We start from the raw sequence: 16,783 nt of genomic DNA, 5'->3' as shown, positions 1-16,783 counted from the left end.
GCGGCGATGCTCAGGTAATCGAAAGTTCTTGATTAGGTGGTAGGAGATTGTTGATAGGCTGCGACATTTAGGCAAGCAAAGTTTTGGGCTGAGATATGTAGCGATCCTATTTGGATTTTGAGAAAGGATTCCTGCGGAATCCTTTCTCAAAAAGCCTCTAAATCTCACGACTGATTTAGGACTGCTATAGCTTATACCAATTCAATATGAGGATGCGTAGAATCAGAACCCTCTGTAGTCCCCCTTGGTAAGGGGGACGGCGACAGCCGGGGGTTGATAATGTACAGCTTCATAAAATATTGGTATTAGGAATCGCTAATGGTTGGTAGACTGCATTGATCAATTGTAAGATAAGGGAAATTCGAATCAATGCTGAAATAATGCCATGATGCACTCTGCAAATGCTCAAAATGTGGGTCAAATCTTCAATACGTTCTTCAATTTAATACAGGAACTTAAACCGTTTGTAAAAGTAGATGATTTGAAAGTTGCGTTTGATAGTGAAGGTAATGTTTATCTCCAAGGAACCGATTTTCAGGAGCAAATCCATGCCAATTTTATGCTGTGGCGAGAAGTGCGGAATGAGATGCGAAGCCTGATTGCAAAACATAGAGCCAATCATGCATTGAACACAAAAAACTCTCAAATTGGGTTAGTAGTAAGTGAGTAACCCACAGCCTTTTTCAAGTAGCAAAGTTCTGCTTCAAGTGGGCTAACAGTTCAAATGTAACGGACGAACAAAAGCTTCTAAACAGGGTAGTGCATCAAAGCGGTGTGGGAAAATTTGTAAAGATTGCCAGAAGAGCTTCATTTGCCTGTCTTCAGATTTGAGTCAATCAAACCTGAAAACCTTGGTAAGTTATGAGCCCACATTTCTCTGATTCACGACCCTAAAAAGTTGCAAAGCCATGCATCATCGCTGATTTGAGTTGAGATATAGCGATCCTATTTGGATTGTGAGAAAGGGTTTCTACGGAACTCTTTCTCATAAAGTCTCTCCATCTCACAAATGATTTAGAGCTGCTATGGCTGGTTAGTAGTACTTCTGTTTGCCATGTCGGATACAAGTTCGCCAATTGATACACGAATTGCCCAGGTTAACCAGCGACTAAAGGCAGCCCGGTTGGGGCTCCAGATTGAGCGTCGGGGGGAAAAACTCAACCTGCGGGGAACGTTACCCCCACGTCCTGATAGTTTGCGGATGAAGCCTTACCAGCAGCGGATTAGCCTGGGTTTGCCTGCAACGGTCACTGGCCTTAAACAGGCCGAACAGGAAGTTAAGGTGATTGCAGCTCAGTTGATTCAAAAAACCTTTGATTGGCGTCATTACATCAGCGGGCCAGGATGGGGCCGATTGGATCAAATGGGGCTGGTTCAGCAAATTCAGGCCTTTAAACAGCATTTCATGGTGGAGCCACAGCGATTGATCAATCCCGCTTCAGCCAAAACAACCTGGGAAAGTGCTTACGCACCGTATTTGAGGAAACTGGAAGCGATCGCCCAGGCTAACTCCAGCTTCAGTCTGCCGGAGGCGATCTACGCTACGGTGCGATCAACAGAAGCCAATTCTCGCAGTCGCCAGGTCTGTTGTACAGCTTTGAGTGCTTTTGCTGCATTTATCAGTCTGGAATTGCCCATTGACTTAAAATCCTTTTGGGGTGCGTATGGTAACAGCCGCACTCAGGCCCGCAACCTGCCATCAGATGAACTGATCGTAGAAACCTGGAGAAAAGTTCCCAATCCCTCGTGGCAGTTTGTCTACGGGATTATGGCAACCTATGGGCTGAGGAATCATGAGGTATTTTTTTGCGATTATTCAGCCCTGCTCAGAAACGATCGTGAAGCCACCATTCGAGTGCTTGCCTCTACAAAAACAGGGGAACACGAGGTCTGGCCTTTTTATCCAGAGTGGGTTGACCAGTTCAATCTGCGTGAGGTCAATTTACCTGCAATTCAAACCGATCTTTCTAGTACAACGCTTCAGCGGATTGGTCAGCGGGTAACGTCTCAGTTTCGCCGCTATGGGCTACCCTTTTCGCCCTATGACCTGCGCCATGCCTGGGCAGTTCGCACCATTCACTTTGGATTGCCAGATACCGTCGCCGCCCGCATGATGGGGCACTCAGTTGCTGTTCATACCCGTACCTATCACCACTGGATTACTCGCCGAGATCAGCAACAGGCAGTGGAAGCGGCACTGAGTCGGAGTCAGTTGAAGGCACCAGAAATCGAGTAAGGGAGTGATGGAGTGGTAGGGTGGAGGGGTGATGGAGTAAGGGAGTGATGGATGTAAAGGGGTTTGTCAAATTTTTTGTGGCAATCCTGGAAAGGGGGCCGAGGGAATCAGGGGTTCAAGGAGTCAGAGCCCCATTTCTAGAACAGCCTTATGTAAAGAGCAATCACTCCATCACCCTCTCACTCCGCATCTGCCTAACAACCAACAACTGACCTTCAATGTCCCTATGGCTACTATTCTCAGAGATTGGAGTTACCAATATCAGTGGCTGTATGACGGTGTTTCGTGGTTAGCCGCGTTGGGGGTGGGTGGGGAAAGGAGATTTCGGCAACTGGCTCTGGAGGGATTGGAAATTACCCCAGAGACAAAGATACTGGATATGTGTTGCGGGGCTGGTCCGGCAACGCAGATTTTGGTGGAGCGATCGCGCCATGTGACTGGACTGGATGCTTCACCTAATGCAATTAAACGAGCAAAGGAGCGAGTGCCCCAAGCAGATTATGTGGAAGCATTTGCCGAAAAAATGCCGTTCCCAAACAATCAGTTTGACCTGGTGCATACCAGCACCGCTCTGCACGAAATGGAATCGGAACAACTGCGGCAAATTTTGCAAGAAGTTTATCGGGTGTTGAAACTGGGCGGCATTTTCACTTTTGTCGATTTTCATGCGCCAACCAATCCGCTTTACTGGCTTGGAGTTTCCCTCTTTCTGACGCTATTTGAAACCGAGACTGCCTGGAAATTAATCAAAACTAATCTTCCAGAACTGCTGGCCGAAACGGGTTTTCAGATGATTGCCCAAAAACTCTATGCGGGTGGCAGTCTTCAGGTTATTCAGGTAAAGAAGTAGCCATCAGGATCACTCTTCTCCAGCGACTTCTTCTCCTAGAGCGGCGGCTTCTTCAGTTGAGGTGGGAACGAGGGCGACGGCGGCGATCGCGTCATCCTCATCCAGCCGCTGCACCCGCACCCCCGTTGCTGGACGGGATTGAGACGAAATTGCGTTGACAGACTGGCGAATGATAATGCCTCGGCTCGTGATGATCATCAACTCATCATCTTCGTTAACAATGTGCAGGGCAGCCAGGCGATCGCCTGGCTTGCGGAATTTGGTCGCCACAATGCCCATGCCCGCTCGATTTTGCAGCCGGAATTGGGAAACTGGAACCCGCTTCCCAAACCCGCCTGTCGTCACAATCAAAACCCAGGGGCCAAGGCTGGTGGTGATAGTTTCTGCGGTTTCCTCGTCGCTCTCGCTGGCAGATTCCAGCTCTTGGGCCAGGTCAGCCACGATTTGGCTGGGTAAAATCGCCATTCCAACCAGACTATCTCCTTCCCGCAGAGACATGGCACGTACCCCTCGTGTTGCCCGTCCCAGGGGACGCAATTGCTCGTGGTTTGCCCGGAAGTGGATCGCCTTACCCTGGCTGGAACCAATCAGAATAGTGTCCTGCTCACGGGCACGACGGACCCACCGCAGCTGGTCGCCCTCTTCCAGTGAAATCGCAATCAATCCGTTGGTGCGGATATTGCTGAAAGCGGCGAGGGCAGTTTTCTTAATATACCCGCCTGTCGTCAACATCACCAGATACTCATCTTCTGTGAACTCGGTGACGGGGATGACAGAGGTAATTTTTTCATCACGGGGAATGGGCAGCAGTTGCACGATTGGGGTTCCCCGTGAGGTGCGAGAGCCGGTGGGGATCTGGTATGCCTTGAGACAATAAACAACGCCGCGATCGCTGAAAAACAGCACACTGTCATGATCATGGCAGGTAAGAAAATGCTCCACCGCATCATCTTCTTTCATGCGGGTGCCTACTTTACCTTTCGTAGCGCGGCTTTGGGCTTCAAATGTATTCACGGGCATCCGCTTCACGTAGCCCTGCTCTGTCAGCAGGATGACCGCCCGTTCGTTGGCGATCAAATCCACATCTTCAATCTCTTCTTCCGATTGCTCCAGCACTGAGCGTCGAGGCGTAGCATAAGATTGTTTCAGAGCAGTAACTTCTTCAATAATGATGTCAAAAATCCGGTCCCGTCGGGCCAGGATGTCCTGAAGATCGGCAATCTGGGTTTGAAGTTCTTCGTGCTCCTGATGGATTTTGTCGGCTTCCAGAGCCGTCAACCGCCGCAGTTGCATTTGCAGAATCGCATCCGCCTGGGCTTCTGAAAGATTGTAGGAGGTGATCAGCTCTTGCTTGGCGGTGGGTGTGTCAGCCGCGCTCCGAATCAGGGCAATGATGGCGTCTAGATTATCCAGCGCAATCAGCAAGCCCTGGAGTAGATGATCCCGTTCTTCTGCCTTGCGCAGGCGGTAACGGGTGCGACGAGTAATCGTCTCCACGCGAAAGTCCAGGAAGACAGTGAGAAACTGCTTGAGCGTCAGGATCTGAGGTTCACCATTGACCAGCGCCAGCATGTTGGCTCCAAAGTTTGCCTGGAGCGGGGTTTGCTTATAGAGGTTATTGAGAACAACACGAGGATAGGCATCCCGCTTCAATTCGATGACAATGCGCATCCCGTCGCGATCGCTCTCATCCCGAATGTCTGCAATGCCATCAATCTTTTTGTCGTTCACCAGCTCGGCAATCTTTTCAATCAGGGCGGCCTTGTTGGTCTGGTAAGGCAACTCAGTGATGATGATCGCTTCTCGGTCAGGGCGTCCGCGCTGTTCAATAGTTTCAATACTGGCAACCCCCCGCATGATGATGGAGCCACGCCCAGTGGTGTAGGCTTCCCGAATCCCCCTTCTACCCAGGATTTGCGCCCCCGTAGGGAAGTCCGGTCCGGGAATGTACTCCATCAGTTCTAGGTCGGTAATGTTGGGGTTGCGGATCAGCGCAATTAACCCATCAATCAGTTCTCCCAGGTTGTGGGGAGGAATATTCGTCGCCATCCCCACAGCAATGCCGGATGATCCGTTCAGTAACAGTTGGGGAATACGAGCAGGCAGGACGATTGGTTCTTGCTGGGAACCGTCAAAGTTATCAATGAAATCAACGGTTTCCGATTCGATGTCTTGCAGCATACCCTCGGTCGTGATTGCCCGCAGACGACATTCGGTGTAACGCATGGCCGCGGGAGGGTCGTTATCCACCGAGCCGAAGTTGCCGTGACCGTCGATCAGAGGCGATCGCATGGAAAAATCCTGCGCCATCCGCACTAGAGCATCGTAAACCGCCGTGTCTCCGTGGGGATGGTATTTACCCAGCACTTCCCCCACTACACGGGCACACTTCCGGAAGGGGCGATCGGGCTGCAAACCCAGTTCATGCATGGCGTACAGAATGCGACGATGCACAGGCTTCAACCCATCTCTGGCATCGGGCAGGGCTCGACCCACGATAACGCTCATCGCGTATTCCAGGTAAGACCGCTGCATTTCGTTTCTCAGATCCGTTGGGACGATCCGATCCTGGGGCGGTTCCTGGGCAAAGGTCATATTGTCAAAAACTCCGAAAACACGAGCGAACAGAAAGCAGTGATACTGAAAAGGGTTGCCTGAACACAGTTAATAGCTGCTGGCGTTAGCTATTAGCTGTCAGCTATTTTCAATTCAGCTACTGAATATGGTGGAATTCACTATTGAGTGGACTGACTCCAGCCAATAGAGTGCAAATTCAATCAATAAATTGTATCACACCTAGACATTTTCAACCGCTTTCCGTGGGTGCTGTCATAAGTTGGAAACCCTTGTGGAGTAAGCCTTTCAGCTGCGGAGTCTTGTCAGGCTACCACCTGCGGTCAGGACTTTTCAACCTGTTTCATTCAGAGGTAGGTTCATCACTGAGCGATCGCAAAGCAAGCATCTTAAACTAGACAAATGAATACCAGTCACTGCCTATGCTGCCTGTCATCTATTCGGACGAGTTTTTGCTGCACGAAACGGGTTATTTCCATCCAGAAAAGCCAGAGCGATTGACGGCAATCAAAAATGCTTTGAAGGCAACTCCCTGGGCAAACCTGCTGGAATGGCGGTTACCTACCCCGGTGGAACAGCGTCCCGTTTTGCCGCTGCTGCACCAGATCCACTCAGAACGCTACATCGAAGGGGTGCGGCGATTGGCCAATCGGGGCGGTGGCTATATCGATGCGGATACGCCTGTGTCGGAACGCAGCTTTGAGGTGGCGCAACTGGCCGTGAGTGCCTGGCTGGATGGGGTCGATCACGTTTTGCGGGCGGGAGAACCGGTGTTTGTGCTGGCCCGTCCGCCCGGTCATCATGCAGTCAGCAACTTTGGCATGGGATTTTGCATTTTTTCCAATGCCGCGATCGCCGCCCACTATGCGTTGGAACAGCCCAGTGTTAATCGGGTTGCTATTCTCGACTGGGATGTGCATCACGGAAATGGGACGCAGGCGATCATCGAAAAGAATCCGCAAATTGTCTTTTGCTCCCTGCACGAATCGCCCCAATACCCTGGCACAGGAGCGGCTGACGAAACGGGGTTTCATAACAACGTGCTGAATTTGCCCATGCGTTCGGGCAGCACCCTAGCAGACTATGAGCCTCTGTTTGAACAAAAAGTCATGCCCTTTTTAACCCGGTTTCAACCCGATTTGCTCATCGTTAGTGCCGGGTACGACGCCAATCATGCCGATCCTTTGGGTGGTGTTGCCTTAAAACCAGAGGATTATGGAGTATTTACCAACTACTGTTTGCAATTAACCCGGCGTGTTGTGTTCGGGTTAGAGGGGGGGTATGACTTTGATGCGATCGCTCAATCGGTTATTGCAACTATTGAAAAATGTTTAGTAATGACTTGATTAAGCTATCTCAATTGTTCCTGTAGGCTGAAATCTGAGGGCTAAATTAATGATGGCACTGGGTTGCTAATGAAGGATACTTTGTGAAACACTTGCCAAATGGCGATTCATATGTACGAAAAACTGGTATCGTTCCTTAGAAGTCCAGTGCCTGCTGCTGAGTTCCAGATTTCCGGCGTTGTTCAGTAACGTTTGTTTGAAGTGATCGCCATCCACCATCTGAAGTACTCCATCCGCAACTACCCGTTGACCTCTCACCCAGACGCTGTCAACAGCATGGGCAGGTCTTCCTAAAACCAGGAGTTGAACTGGATTCGGTTCTGGGAAGGAGAGACAAATTCGTCAGGTCGTCAAGCACCAGATCCACCTGCTGACCCACTTCTAGCGAACCAACCTCAACAGCCAGGTTGCCCCCTTAAATCCACCCACTGAAGGCATTTCAACGGCTTTTCGAGGAGTAATCCAGTTCTGGTATTCAAAGTCGGTGACCTTGTGCAGAATAAAGCCGAGCTTGATCCCCTTCAATTGAATATCAACACTTCAATTGAATATCAACAGATGAATATCAACAGATGTGTACTCTGTTTCAACCGGGATCAGGGCATTGCAAAGGGTGCAAGTCACGTTGCGTCAATCCTTCGCGGTGTATCAAATTATTTAATTTGTTGTTGAAATCGCAAACTCTTGTTGTGATCCCTTAAAGTGCCATAAATCTGGCTGAAATTTACGATTGAATCAGTTATGTTGCGATGAATATGATGCATCTGATTCAGTTCTAATTCAGTTCTAATCAGTGCCGGGATGTTTTTCTCAAAGAGCTTTATGCATTTGGCTCAAGACCCGATTCAGGATAGATCAGCTTTCTATTGCTAAACCTCTAACCCCACTCTGGCTTTTCGTTGTAATAAGTAGGTAACCACAATTAGTTGTGAAGGGGCAGTGGGGGCTGCGCCCCCAGGCAAGGGGTTTCACCCCCTCCGTCCCCAAATTATCCTTAATTTAATTGTGCCCGGCTATTTACTGTAAGCTGTTACACGGTTAAACCTGGTCTGCTTTTTTGCTATTGAGTTGCAATCGAAGTAATTTTTCTTGTTGTTTGCGTTGTTAGCCCCAGTTTTTTTTGATTGTCTACCTTCGATTTCTATTTGCCGCTGTTTTTAACCAAACCAGTAGTTAAAGAGTAGTTAAAGCGGTCGATAGTGTTTCCTGCCCTTTTGGAACTTTTTCTATGTCTACATCTGATACTCATGCGAGTCAATCTTTAGCGGCTCAGTTTGCTATTTCTGACCATCTAGCAACCTACAACAGTCAAGATTCCAGGCTCTTGTATGAGGAGCAGCGACCCGTTTCCGTTTCCAGCGATCGCGCCAATGATCCCCTGTATACTGCAAAGGGCGTTTACATCACTATTCATGGTCATTTCTACCAGCCACCGCGAGAAAATCCCTATCTAGATGCAATTGAGCGTCAACCCAGTGCGTCTCCATTTCACGATTGGAATGAGCGAATCTATTACGAGTGCTACCGTCCGAATGCCTTCGCTCGGGTCTTGAACGATCGCGGTGACGTGCTCAGGATCGTCAATAACTTTGAATTCCTCAGCTTCAACATTGGTCCTACCTTGATGAACTGGCTCGAACGCTACGACGTGGAAACCTATCAACGAATTTTGGAGGCTGACCGCAAAAGTTGCGATCGGTTGAATGGACACGGCAATGCGATCGCCCAGGTTTACAACCACATCATCATGCCTCTGGCAAACGAGCGCGACAAACTCACCCAGATCCGCTGGGGCAAAGAAGACTTTCGCTCCCGATTTGGACGCGATCCCGAAGGCATGTGGCTGGCAGAAACTGCCGTAGATTCTGCCACCCTTGCAGCCCTGGTGGCAGAAGGAATTAAATTCATCGTTCTGGCCCCCTCTCAAGCATTACGCTGCCGTCCTTTACCAACGACCGACCACCCCAATCCCGAATGGATAGAAGTAGGAGGGAGCCAGATTGACCCAACCCGTCCCTATCGCTGCTATTTGAAGAGTCAGGAGTCAGGAGCCGGGAGCCAGGAGTTAGGAGGCAGAGATCCAGGGGCGGACGCCAACTCACCCGTCCCTAACAATCAGCAACTAACAACTAACAACTATATCGACATCTTCTTCTACGATGGTCCCATCTCCCGCGACATGGGTTTTGATGATAGTGCTCTCAGCAGTTCTTACAATCTTACCAATCGTTTAGGGCAGGCAGTCAGAGGGGATCGTCGCCCTTCACAACTGATCGCAGTTGCAACCGATGGTGAAACCTTTGGACACCACAAGGGCGGGACTGAGAAGTGTCTGGCTTACAGCTTTATCCACGAATTTCCCAATCGGGGCTGGACTGTAACCAACTTTGCCCATTACCTGTCGATTAACTCCCCAAGTTGGGAGGTCGAACTCAAGTCAGTGACAGCTTGGAGTTGTGCTCATGGTGTTGATCGCTGGCAGGATGACTGCGGCTGCGGTGGAGGGGGTGAGTGGCACCAGAAGTGGCGACGCCCTCTGCGCGATGCCCTCGATTGGTTGCGGGATCAGTTAATCAAAGTCTATGAGGAAGCGGGTAGAAAGCTGTTCCGCGATCCCTGGCAGACACGAGATGAGTACATCCAGGTGATTCGCGATCGCTCCCTCACCAATGTCACGGCCTTCCTTGCGCGTCATCAGACCCATAAGCTTTGCCCCGCCGAACAAACCGATGCCCTGAGGCTTTTGGAAATGCAGCGCCATGCCCTGCTCATGTACACAAGCTGCGGCTGGTTCTTCGAAGAACTGTCTCGCCCAGAGGGGGTACAAATCCTCCGCTATGCCGCCCGTGCCCTGGAGCTTGCTGGAGATGTAACCGGAATTCAGCTAGAAAAAGGCTTTGTTGAACGATTGGGGTTGGCTCCCAGCAACGTAGACTGCTTCAAACATGGTGCCGAAGTTTACCGCCAGTTGGTAAAGTCTGCGCAGATCAATTTGAAACAGGTTGCCGCCCATTATGCCATCAGTTCTCTGTTTACCAATTTTGCGAGAGAGCAGCAAATTTATTGCTATACCGCCCACCAGTTGGATTATCAAATGCAGCGCATGGGTGCATTGAGCCTGGCCATTGGGCAACTCAACCTGACCTCAGAAATTACTCGCGAAAGCGCAAATCTCGTATTTGCCGTTCTGCATTTAGGGGGATGGGACTTTCACTGCTGCATCCAACCCTTTTCTGGACGGCAAGACTACAGCCTGGTGAAAGACCGTTTGTTTGAAGCCCTTCAGCAAGCTAGTGCCGCCCAAACCATTCTGGCAATGAACCAGATATTTGGCGACCAATCCTACAACCTGCAAAGCCTGTTTGCTGAGGAACGTCACCGCATCATGCGGCTGCTCACTCAAGAAACTTTGACCCGTCTGGATCAGCTTTATACCCAGGTTTACCGGGATAACTATGGTGTTCTGATGGCCTTCCATCGGGATGAGTTAGTTGTACCTCAGGAACTCCAAGTGGCGGCTGAAGTTGCGCTCAGCCACCGGGCCTTACTCTCTATTCGAGCTCTGGAGCAAGAAAGTAGTGATTTATCCTCTGAAGGGGGCCAATTGGGGTTAAACCATCTGGGAGAGCTAGAGGCGATCGCCATTGAAGCCGCCCACCTGCGCTGCAAACTCAACCTGCCCGAAGCCAAACAGATTTTGGAGCGGTTGATTTTGCGATCGCTCTGGCACCTTCTGCATAACTTTGATCCCAATACCTGCGAAGCCGAATTGCAGCGGCTAGAGCGATTGATTGACCTAGGGCAACAAATGAATTTAGGACTTTCCCTTGCCCAGGCTCAGGAGCTTTACTTCCATTGCTTAAATCACTGGATTGTTCCTGAACGCCTGAAACACAGCAGCGCTGCAAAACCAGAATCGCCTGCTGAAACAGAATCCTCCATCAAACTTCATCCTCTCCACCAGCTTCTGCAACTGGGACAAAAACTCGCAGTCGATGTAAGTGGCTTTATGTAAAGTTATCGGGTTGACCCACTCGCCTATCAGAGGTAAAAAGCGTAAAGTAGATAAGGTTAACTAAAAGCAGTGATGGATGGTACCTTTGCTTTCAGTTGTAATCTTGTTTGTTGCGAGGAGCTGAATTTAGATGAAAATGCGTGTTTTGTCCGCGATCGGCGCTACTGCCATTTTGATGGGGGCTTCCCTCCCGGCATCAGCACAGACAGCTGAGACGCCAGTTCTTCCAGATGAGACTATTTCTGGCGTCCCTTCCCAAAAACTGCCAACTCCCCCTGTCCTCACGGCAAAATATACCCTGCCGATGGATATTCGAGTAGCAAAAGATGCCAGCATCACCTCTAACACCCCACTTACTGACCAGTACGGCAGTGACTACGCAAAGTGGGCTGAGTCCGTTAGAGAGTGCCTCAAATCCAAGCCCATTCTCGTGCGGGTTGTTGGTGAAGAGTCTGTCCCCTTTATCGTCAACGGCTCTGAAGGCAAGCTCAAGTTAAACGCAAACGACAAGGCAGTCTGCTCTCTCTAAGCTAATCGACTGTATTCGTCCTGTTTTTCTTCAAAAAGCCAGACTCTTCTGTAAAAGGAGAGTCTGGCTTTTTAAATTCTGAACAGTCCCCCACGACGCCGTCTTACCTCAGTTTTTGACCTGGTATAAACCAGGTGGGCACCAGTTGTCTTGGTTTAAAGTTTCCGGGTACATGCCCGGTCTACTGCCACCAGACGTTTGAGGTTCCCTTATTCACAAGGCATAGATCATAAAACGTTATTGGCAGTCACCAACGCCGTAGCAGAACCTTGTCCCATTCTAACGGGTAGAGACTGAATCCGCATCTAACACAACAAGAATAAACAGATCCACCCGTGCCAAATAAGATGAAATAGTATTATAAACTACAGATTTTAATATAAGTTTATGTATGGCATTGATAGGAAAACGCTTTTTAATCAGCAGCGGGGAGTTATCGGTGTCTTTTCTTGCCGGGAGGCCGCAGGGCAGGCACTTGATCAGCTTGTTTTTGCTGGATTCCCCTTGTCTCAACTTTTCCTGATCGGCGAAAGTTCCTTTTTTGGAAGCACCAGCTCCGAAGTTTCCCAGGTTAAAGAATTGCTCCATCAAGTTCCTGTAAGCGATGTTACCGGCACTCCTGGAGGACTCAAACGTGCCTTGATCAGTGGAGGAGGGGTGGGCAGTTTTGGAGGGTTATTACTGGGGTTGGGGTTGACCATGGTGCCCGGTGTAGGACCTTTACTGGGGGGATCTGCGATCGCCTCTACCCTATTTAGTATCAGCATCGGTGCTCTTTTGGGTGGGTTAATCGGAGCTCTGCTCAATTTTGGCAGTACCGAGAACCAGGCCAGAGAATGTATCACCCAAATTTCTAGAGGAAATTACTTGCTCATTGTTGCTGGCACAAAGGCAGATATTTTCCGAGCGAAACATATTCTCCACACTCGTTGAATGATGGGTGTTGCTGAAAAGCAACACCGAATGATGAAACGGGTACGCGGGTGCAAAAAACCAGTGGGATCGACCCATCCACCCATCCACCCATTCAGGGATTTTACAGAGACTCTCCATTAATTTGACTTTAAATTTCCAGTGTGTATGCTGTAGAACCTTGCGAAGATTTTGTGAGTAGATAGCGATATCCTGGTTAAGCGAAAAATAAGGACAAACTAAACCAGACACTTTCCGGAGACGGGGAATTGGTATGGAAGACAAGAGAGGGATTAAACGCGATCGCCTATTACTAGTGGGGGATGAGCTTTACACGATTTTCCTCATCCTGACGTACCTAGAATCCTGTGGTTATGAGGTTGCATCAGCACGCAGTAGCCAGAACGCGCTTGAACTCTTACAGGTGACCACACCCGACCTGATTCTCTTTTGTGATGACGGGGTACCATTGATGGATAACTTCACCTTCTTGAAACAGGTGCGGGGCATGTCCCAAACCTCTAAAACTCCAGTTATTCTGATTTCATCTAGAAATCAAACCCTGGAGCAGGCACAAAGTCTGAATCATGAAATAGATGCTTATCTCGTGAAGCCCTTTGAGCTGGATGATTTGAAAGAACGAATACATTCAATGATTAAGCAGACTGTCTCCCCAATTGGTTAAGGGAAGGGTCTATCAAATTTTTCATGGGATTCCGAAAAGGGAGTCGAGCGAATCAGGGGTTCAAAAAGAAGGGCCTCTTATCAAATGGGAGGTGTATGAGCAAATACTTCGAGTCCCTTACTAGGCCGTATACAACCATTACACTAATCAACTTCGTGCCTTCGTCTTACGTGATGGGCAATACCAGGAAATCACCCTGGCAAAACCTCGCTTCTGGATGCCTGCTTTTAAACCGGGGCTGGGAATTTGGGAAGGAAAGTACGAAGGTGTTACCCGTTTCTGGTTACGCTGGTCCGATAGCACTGGCAACTGGATTCTGACCTTAGTTGAAGATGATAAGCGTCGCTTATCACCAGAACAAAATCAATACTCTAGGGATTTGTTTGAGATGAAGGAGTAGCTTACGCTACTCCTTCACAGCAAGCTGGGAGAATCGAAGGAATAAGAGGGAAAAGAGCAACAAAACCATCGCTATGGAGCCTAGCCAAGCCCTGATGGAAACGCCGGAGTCTCTTCTTCGCACTGAGATTGCTCCCAGAGCTGTTGCGATCGATCTCAGTTCCAATACTCTCCAGTAAGCACTGGATACGTGATGATTATTTTTGTTCGCTATTTTCCTAAGGCTCTGCAATTCTGAGGAAGAGTGGCAGAATTTAGCAGTGTCTGTAAGCACTGAAATGAACCATGCTGGCTCTACAATACGGGGATTCGTTCGGCAGAAGCGGAAGAGAAAATATGTCTAATTTGTTGATTCAGCTTTTGGTTATTGGCCTAGTGGCTGGTGTTGCAGGGGGAATGTTTGGGATTGGGGGTGGAGCCATTATGGTTCCAGCAATGGTGTTGCTATTGAGCATGGATCAGAAATTTGCCACAGGAACCTCGATCGCCGCCCAAATTCTGCCCATTGGACTGTTTGCGGCGATCGTTTATTACCGTAACGGTAATCTAAATATTAAACATGCAGTCGTGATTGCAATCGGGCTTCTGATTGGTAATTTGTTTGGAGCCTTATTTGCCAATCAACCCTTCATCAGCAGTGAACTCATGAAAAAACTGTATGGAATTTTTTTACTGGCGATCGGAGTTCGTTATCTATTCTTTCGATGAGAAATTCCCATTTGCTTGAACAATTCGCTCCTGATATTCCTTTTCGGACATCAAATCTTGAATGCTCTCAACCCGTGCTAGAAACACAAGTCCATCCAGGTGGTCCAACTCATGCTGGAAAATACGAGCAACAAAGCCGTTCAGTTCCTTCCGATAGAGTTTTCCATCCTGTCCGGTATATTCCACCTCGATCGCCTCATATCTCGGCACCAACCCTCGAATACCCGGTACACTAAGACAACCTTCCCAGCCCTTGGCCACCTCATCGGAATGGGCCAGGATGCGGGGATTGATCATGGCAGTCGGTTCCATCTCCGGTGCATCGGGATAACGGGGGGTAGGACGGGACGCCACGATGAAAAGTCGGTCAGTCTGAGCCACCTGAGGGGCCGCAATTCCAACTCCATTGGCATTCCGAACCGTCAGTATGAGATCGGTAATTAGTTTTTGAATCCGATCGCCTCTCACGTCCATAACCGGATGCGATCGCTGCTGCAAAATTGGATTCCCAAGTTCAATAACGGATAAAAGTTCAGCCATAGGTAGAAGGGATAGGAGAGGAGGGAGTGAGAGAGGGGTGCGATGAAATGATGTAAAGAGTAGTCACCCCATCACCCTCCCTGATTAACGACTGATAACTAACAACTAGTTCTCCCCTTACTCCTCATTCTGAGCGGTTCTTGTAGGAAAAGCACCGGGTTGTACTGAAAGGGCAACGATTTGTCCATTCCGGCGCAACTCGACTTGCAGGGTACCGCCGATGGATGCACGATCAACTGCCTGCTGAACTTCATCCGCCGTTTTTACAGGCTGACCATTGATTTTTTTAATTACGTCACCCATTTTGAATCCGGCTCTGGAGGCAGGAGAATTCCGCATGACACCAATGATCAGGACTCCCTCGTCATCCTGAACATTAATATCCGTTTCGTTAGAACTGTTGATTTGCCTTCTCAGTTCGGGAGTCAGGGTGGTCATCTGAATGCCCAGGTAAGGATGATCAACCTTTCCTTTAGCAATGAGTTGATTAGCGATGCGCTGAGCCGTATTGATTGGAATCGCAAAGCCTAAGCCCTGAGCACCACCGATGATAGCAGTGTTCATACCGATGACTTCGCCGCGTTGATTGAGCAGGGGACCACCGGAATTACCAGGATTAATGGCCGCATCGGTTTGGATGAAGTTGACGCGCTTATCCGGGACACGAACCTGAGAGCTACGGCGACCCGTACCACTGATGATGCCTACCGTAACGGTGTTATCAAGCCCAAGGGGATTACCGATCGCGATCGCCCATTCACCAGGACGCAAGTTATCTGAATTGCCGAGCGCAACAGTTGGCAAATTATTTGCCTGAATTTTGACTACAGCAACGTCAGTGAGGCTATCGGTCCCCATTACCTTGCCCTGGAATTCACGTCCATCCTTCAGCTTCACGGTTACGGTATCAGCACCGCTGACTACGTGGGCATTAGTGAGGATCAGCCCATCCGACTTGATGATGAAACCTGAACCCGTTCCCTGCTCCACGCGGGTGGAAGGCGGCAAGGGAATATCGGAACCAAAGAATTGCCGGAAGAAAGGATCGTTAAAAATGGGTGGAACCCTAGTTCTTACTGTCCGCGAGGAGTCAATTCGGACCACCGCCGGACCCACCCGGTCAACGACATTGACGATGAAGTTGGGGTCTGTCGCTGAAAGGATGGCACTGCTGCGATTGGGTGCCTGAGCGACCACAGAGGTATCGGCTGTCGCAGTTTGTGCGATCGCCGGTGAATCGGGAAAAAGATTGGAAGACAGCAGGCGATCGCCTGCCAGAGCAGTTCCTGCTCCTACTAAAGGCAGTAGTAAGTAAATAGCAGGTTTCTTCCAGAAAGCCTTACGAGTTTTGTCCTGGGAATGATTCGGAGTCATCATCGTCATGCTGTTAGGTCGTCCACTAGATTGAATGATTGTGTCAAAGGATTAACTAGATGAATGCTGGATTACCCGGTTGAAGTGTTTCGCAGAAGCGGTTACACAATCAAGAAGCGACTCAAGGGATCAACAATACAACTATCCTACTGATTCCAAATACTAGATGGCATGTATGACATTTTCATCACATTGAAATCACATTAGGATAAAAAATTTTGGCGTTGTAACCCACCTACTCTCTCACCCTCACTTTTTCTATAGCAACCCTAAATCAGTTGTGAGATAGAAAGGCTTTTTAAGAACGGGGCCCTGCGGAACCTTTTATCACAATCCAATAGGATCACTGTAACAACCAGAACTACAACTCTCACTATAGCGATCCTTCTTGAAATTTGAACGGGGTACAAGGATTCCACCCCTGGCTGGGGGCGCCCCCTTGTTCACAAACAGTTTGTAAACGTCATAGCGATCCTATTTGGATTGTAAGAAGGAGTTGCAGAACTCCTTCCCACAAAGCCTGTCCATTTCACAGCTGATTTAGGACTGCTGTATATAGGAGACGTTAAAAAGAGAGATTTGCTCCCAATTCAAATTCTTTCCAAAGATAATGAA

The 16,783-nt window shown here is 49.1% G+C and carries 15 protein-coding genes and 1 other RNA gene; 10 read left to right on the top strand and 6 right to left on the bottom strand.

All coding sequences use genetic code 11. The annotated features are described in order from the left end of the window. The first annotated feature begins 385 nt into the window (after positions 1-385). From P4D80_RS20745 to P4D80_RS20735, 3 genes are all read left to right on the top strand, one after another. Complete coding sequence (locus tag P4D80_RS20745; RefSeq protein WP_421655919.1) at positions 386-670, top strand: hypothetical protein; 285 nt, start codon at positions 386-388, stop codon at positions 668-670. 384 nt (positions 671-1,054) lie between these two features. Further along, entirely contained in the window at positions 1,055-2,236 is a 1,182-nt protein-coding gene (locus P4D80_RS20740) for a site-specific integrase (protein WP_421655918.1), read from the top strand. Positions 2,237-2,462: 226 nt separating this feature from the next. Then, the gene (locus P4D80_RS20735; RefSeq protein ID WP_421655916.1) at positions 2,463-3,086 is read left to right on the top strand and encodes a class I SAM-dependent methyltransferase; all 624 of its coding nucleotides are present in this window, start codon (positions 2,463-2,465) and stop codon (positions 3,084-3,086) included. Between the two features lie 9 nt (positions 3,087-3,095). On the opposite strand, the gene gyrA is transcribed toward P4D80_RS20735, so the two are convergent. Beyond that, complete coding sequence (gyrA, locus tag P4D80_RS20730; protein WP_421655915.1) at positions 3,096-5,681, bottom strand: DNA gyrase subunit A; 2,586 nt, start codon at positions 5,679-5,681, stop codon at positions 3,096-3,098. Between the two features lie 401 nt (positions 5,682-6,082). On the opposite strand from gyrA, the gene P4D80_RS20725 reads away from it, so the two are divergent. After that, positions 6,083-7,006 (top strand): histone deacetylase, encoded by a 924-nt coding sequence (locus P4D80_RS20725; RefSeq protein ID WP_421655914.1) that lies wholly within the window; start codon positions 6,083-6,085, stop codon positions 7,004-7,006. 381 nt (positions 7,007-7,387) lie between these two features. On the opposite strand, the gene P4D80_RS20720 is transcribed toward P4D80_RS20725, so the two are convergent. Beyond that, complete coding sequence (locus P4D80_RS20720; RefSeq protein WP_421655912.1) at positions 7,388-7,531, bottom strand: hypothetical protein; 144 nt, start codon at positions 7,529-7,531, stop codon at positions 7,388-7,390. 703 nt (positions 7,532-8,234) lie between these two features. Between P4D80_RS20720 and P4D80_RS20715 the strand changes: the two genes are divergently transcribed. Next, positions 8,235-11,021 (top strand): DUF3536 domain-containing protein, encoded by a 2,787-nt coding sequence (locus P4D80_RS20715; RefSeq protein WP_421655911.1) that lies wholly within the window; start codon positions 8,235-8,237, stop codon positions 11,019-11,021. Positions 11,022-11,151: 130 nt separating this feature from the next. After that, positions 11,152-11,550: a hypothetical protein gene (locus P4D80_RS20710; RefSeq protein ID WP_421655910.1), complete on the top strand. Its 399-nt coding sequence runs from the start codon at positions 11,152-11,154 to the stop codon at positions 11,548-11,550. Between the two features lie 83 nt (positions 11,551-11,633). Here P4D80_RS20710 and ssrS read toward each other — a convergent pair. Together ssrS and P4D80_RS20700 are read right to left on the bottom strand one after the other, a co-directional pair. Beyond that, positions 11,634-11,818: non-coding RNA, 6S RNA (gene ssrS / locus P4D80_RS20705), on the bottom strand. Between the two features lie 11 nt (positions 11,819-11,829). Beyond that, positions 11,830-12,138, bottom strand: a complete 309-nt coding sequence (locus P4D80_RS20700) for a hypothetical protein (protein WP_421655909.1) — start codon at positions 12,136-12,138, stop codon at positions 11,830-11,832. Here P4D80_RS20700 and P4D80_RS20695 point away from each other — a divergent pair. From P4D80_RS20695 to P4D80_RS20680, 4 genes are all read left to right on the top strand, one after another. Then, a complete protein-coding gene (locus P4D80_RS20695; RefSeq protein WP_421655908.1) occupies positions 12,130-12,483 on the top strand; it encodes a hypothetical protein in 354 nt (117 codons plus the stop codon). The two genes, P4D80_RS20700 and P4D80_RS20695, sit on opposite strands and share 9 nt — an antisense overlap. Positions 12,484-12,736: 253 nt before the next feature. Then, positions 12,737-13,147 carry a response regulator gene (locus P4D80_RS20690; RefSeq protein WP_421655907.1) on the top strand — a complete coding sequence of 137 codons (411 nt, stop codon included), beginning with the start codon at positions 12,737-12,739 and terminating at the stop codon, positions 13,145-13,147. Positions 13,148-13,364: 217 nt separating this feature from the next. After that, positions 13,365-13,547 (top strand): hypothetical protein, encoded by a 183-nt coding sequence (locus tag P4D80_RS20685; protein ID WP_421655906.1) that lies wholly within the window; start codon positions 13,365-13,367, stop codon positions 13,545-13,547. A gap of 335 nt (positions 13,548-13,882) precedes the next feature. Continuing rightward, positions 13,883-14,254 carry a TSUP family transporter gene (locus tag P4D80_RS20680; protein WP_421655905.1) on the top strand — a complete coding sequence of 124 codons (372 nt, stop codon included), beginning with the start codon at positions 13,883-13,885 and terminating at the stop codon, positions 14,252-14,254. On the opposite strand, the gene def is transcribed toward P4D80_RS20680, so the two are convergent. Together def and P4D80_RS20670 are read right to left on the bottom strand one after the other, a co-directional pair. Then, positions 14,240-14,794, bottom strand: a complete 555-nt coding sequence (gene def, locus P4D80_RS20675; RefSeq protein ID WP_421655904.1) for a peptide deformylase — start codon at positions 14,792-14,794, stop codon at positions 14,240-14,242. The genes P4D80_RS20680 and def overlap by 15 nt on opposite strands. A gap of 117 nt (positions 14,795-14,911) precedes the next feature. Further along, entirely contained in the window at positions 14,912-16,171 is a 1,260-nt protein-coding gene (locus tag P4D80_RS20670; RefSeq protein WP_421655903.1) for an HhoA/HhoB/HtrA family serine endopeptidase, read from the bottom strand. Positions 16,172-16,783 lie beyond the last annotated feature (612 nt).

The sequence above is a fragment of the Leptothermofonsia sp. ETS-13 genome (genome assembly GCF_049200465.1).
Taxonomy (GTDB): Bacteria; Cyanobacteriota; Cyanobacteriia; order Leptolyngbyales; family Leptolyngbyaceae; genus Leptothermofonsia.
Note: the sequence above shows the minus strand (reverse complement) of the source record. Positions and strands in the feature narration are given on the sequence as shown.

Coding starts and splice junctions, on each gene's coding strand:
- P4D80_RS20700 (WP_421655909.1), bottom strand. CDS start 12,138: ATGGAGCAATTCTTTAACCTGGGAAACTTCGGAGCTGGTGCTTCCAAA.
- P4D80_RS20735 (WP_421655916.1), top strand. CDS start 2,463: ATGGCTACTATTCTCAGAGATTGGAGTTACCAATATCAGTGGCTGTAT.
- P4D80_RS20710 (WP_421655910.1), top strand. CDS start 11,152: ATGAAAATGCGTGTTTTGTCCGCGATCGGCGCTACTGCCATTTTGATG.
- P4D80_RS20670 (WP_421655903.1), bottom strand. CDS start 16,171: ATGATGACTCCGAATCATTCCCAGGACAAAACTCGTAAGGCTTTCTGG.
- P4D80_RS20725 (WP_421655914.1), top strand. CDS start 6,083: ATGCTGCCTGTCATCTATTCGGACGAGTTTTTGCTGCACGAAACGGGT.
- P4D80_RS20745 (WP_421655919.1), top strand. CDS start 386: ATGATGCACTCTGCAAATGCTCAAAATGTGGGTCAAATCTTCAATACG.
- def (WP_421655904.1), bottom strand. CDS start 14,794: ATGGCTGAACTTTTATCCGTTATTGAACTTGGGAATCCAATTTTGCAG.
- P4D80_RS20740 (WP_421655918.1), top strand. CDS start 1,055: ATGTCGGATACAAGTTCGCCAATTGATACACGAATTGCCCAGGTTAAC.
- P4D80_RS20685 (WP_421655906.1), top strand. CDS start 13,365: ATGCCTGCTTTTAAACCGGGGCTGGGAATTTGGGAAGGAAAGTACGAA.
- P4D80_RS20680 (WP_421655905.1), top strand. CDS start 13,883: ATGTCTAATTTGTTGATTCAGCTTTTGGTTATTGGCCTAGTGGCTGGT.
- P4D80_RS20715 (WP_421655911.1), top strand. CDS start 8,235: ATGTCTACATCTGATACTCATGCGAGTCAATCTTTAGCGGCTCAGTTT.
- P4D80_RS20690 (WP_421655907.1), top strand. CDS start 12,737: ATGGAAGACAAGAGAGGGATTAAACGCGATCGCCTATTACTAGTGGGG.
- gyrA (WP_421655915.1), bottom strand. CDS start 5,681: ATGACCTTTGCCCAGGAACCGCCCCAGGATCGGATCGTCCCAACGGAT.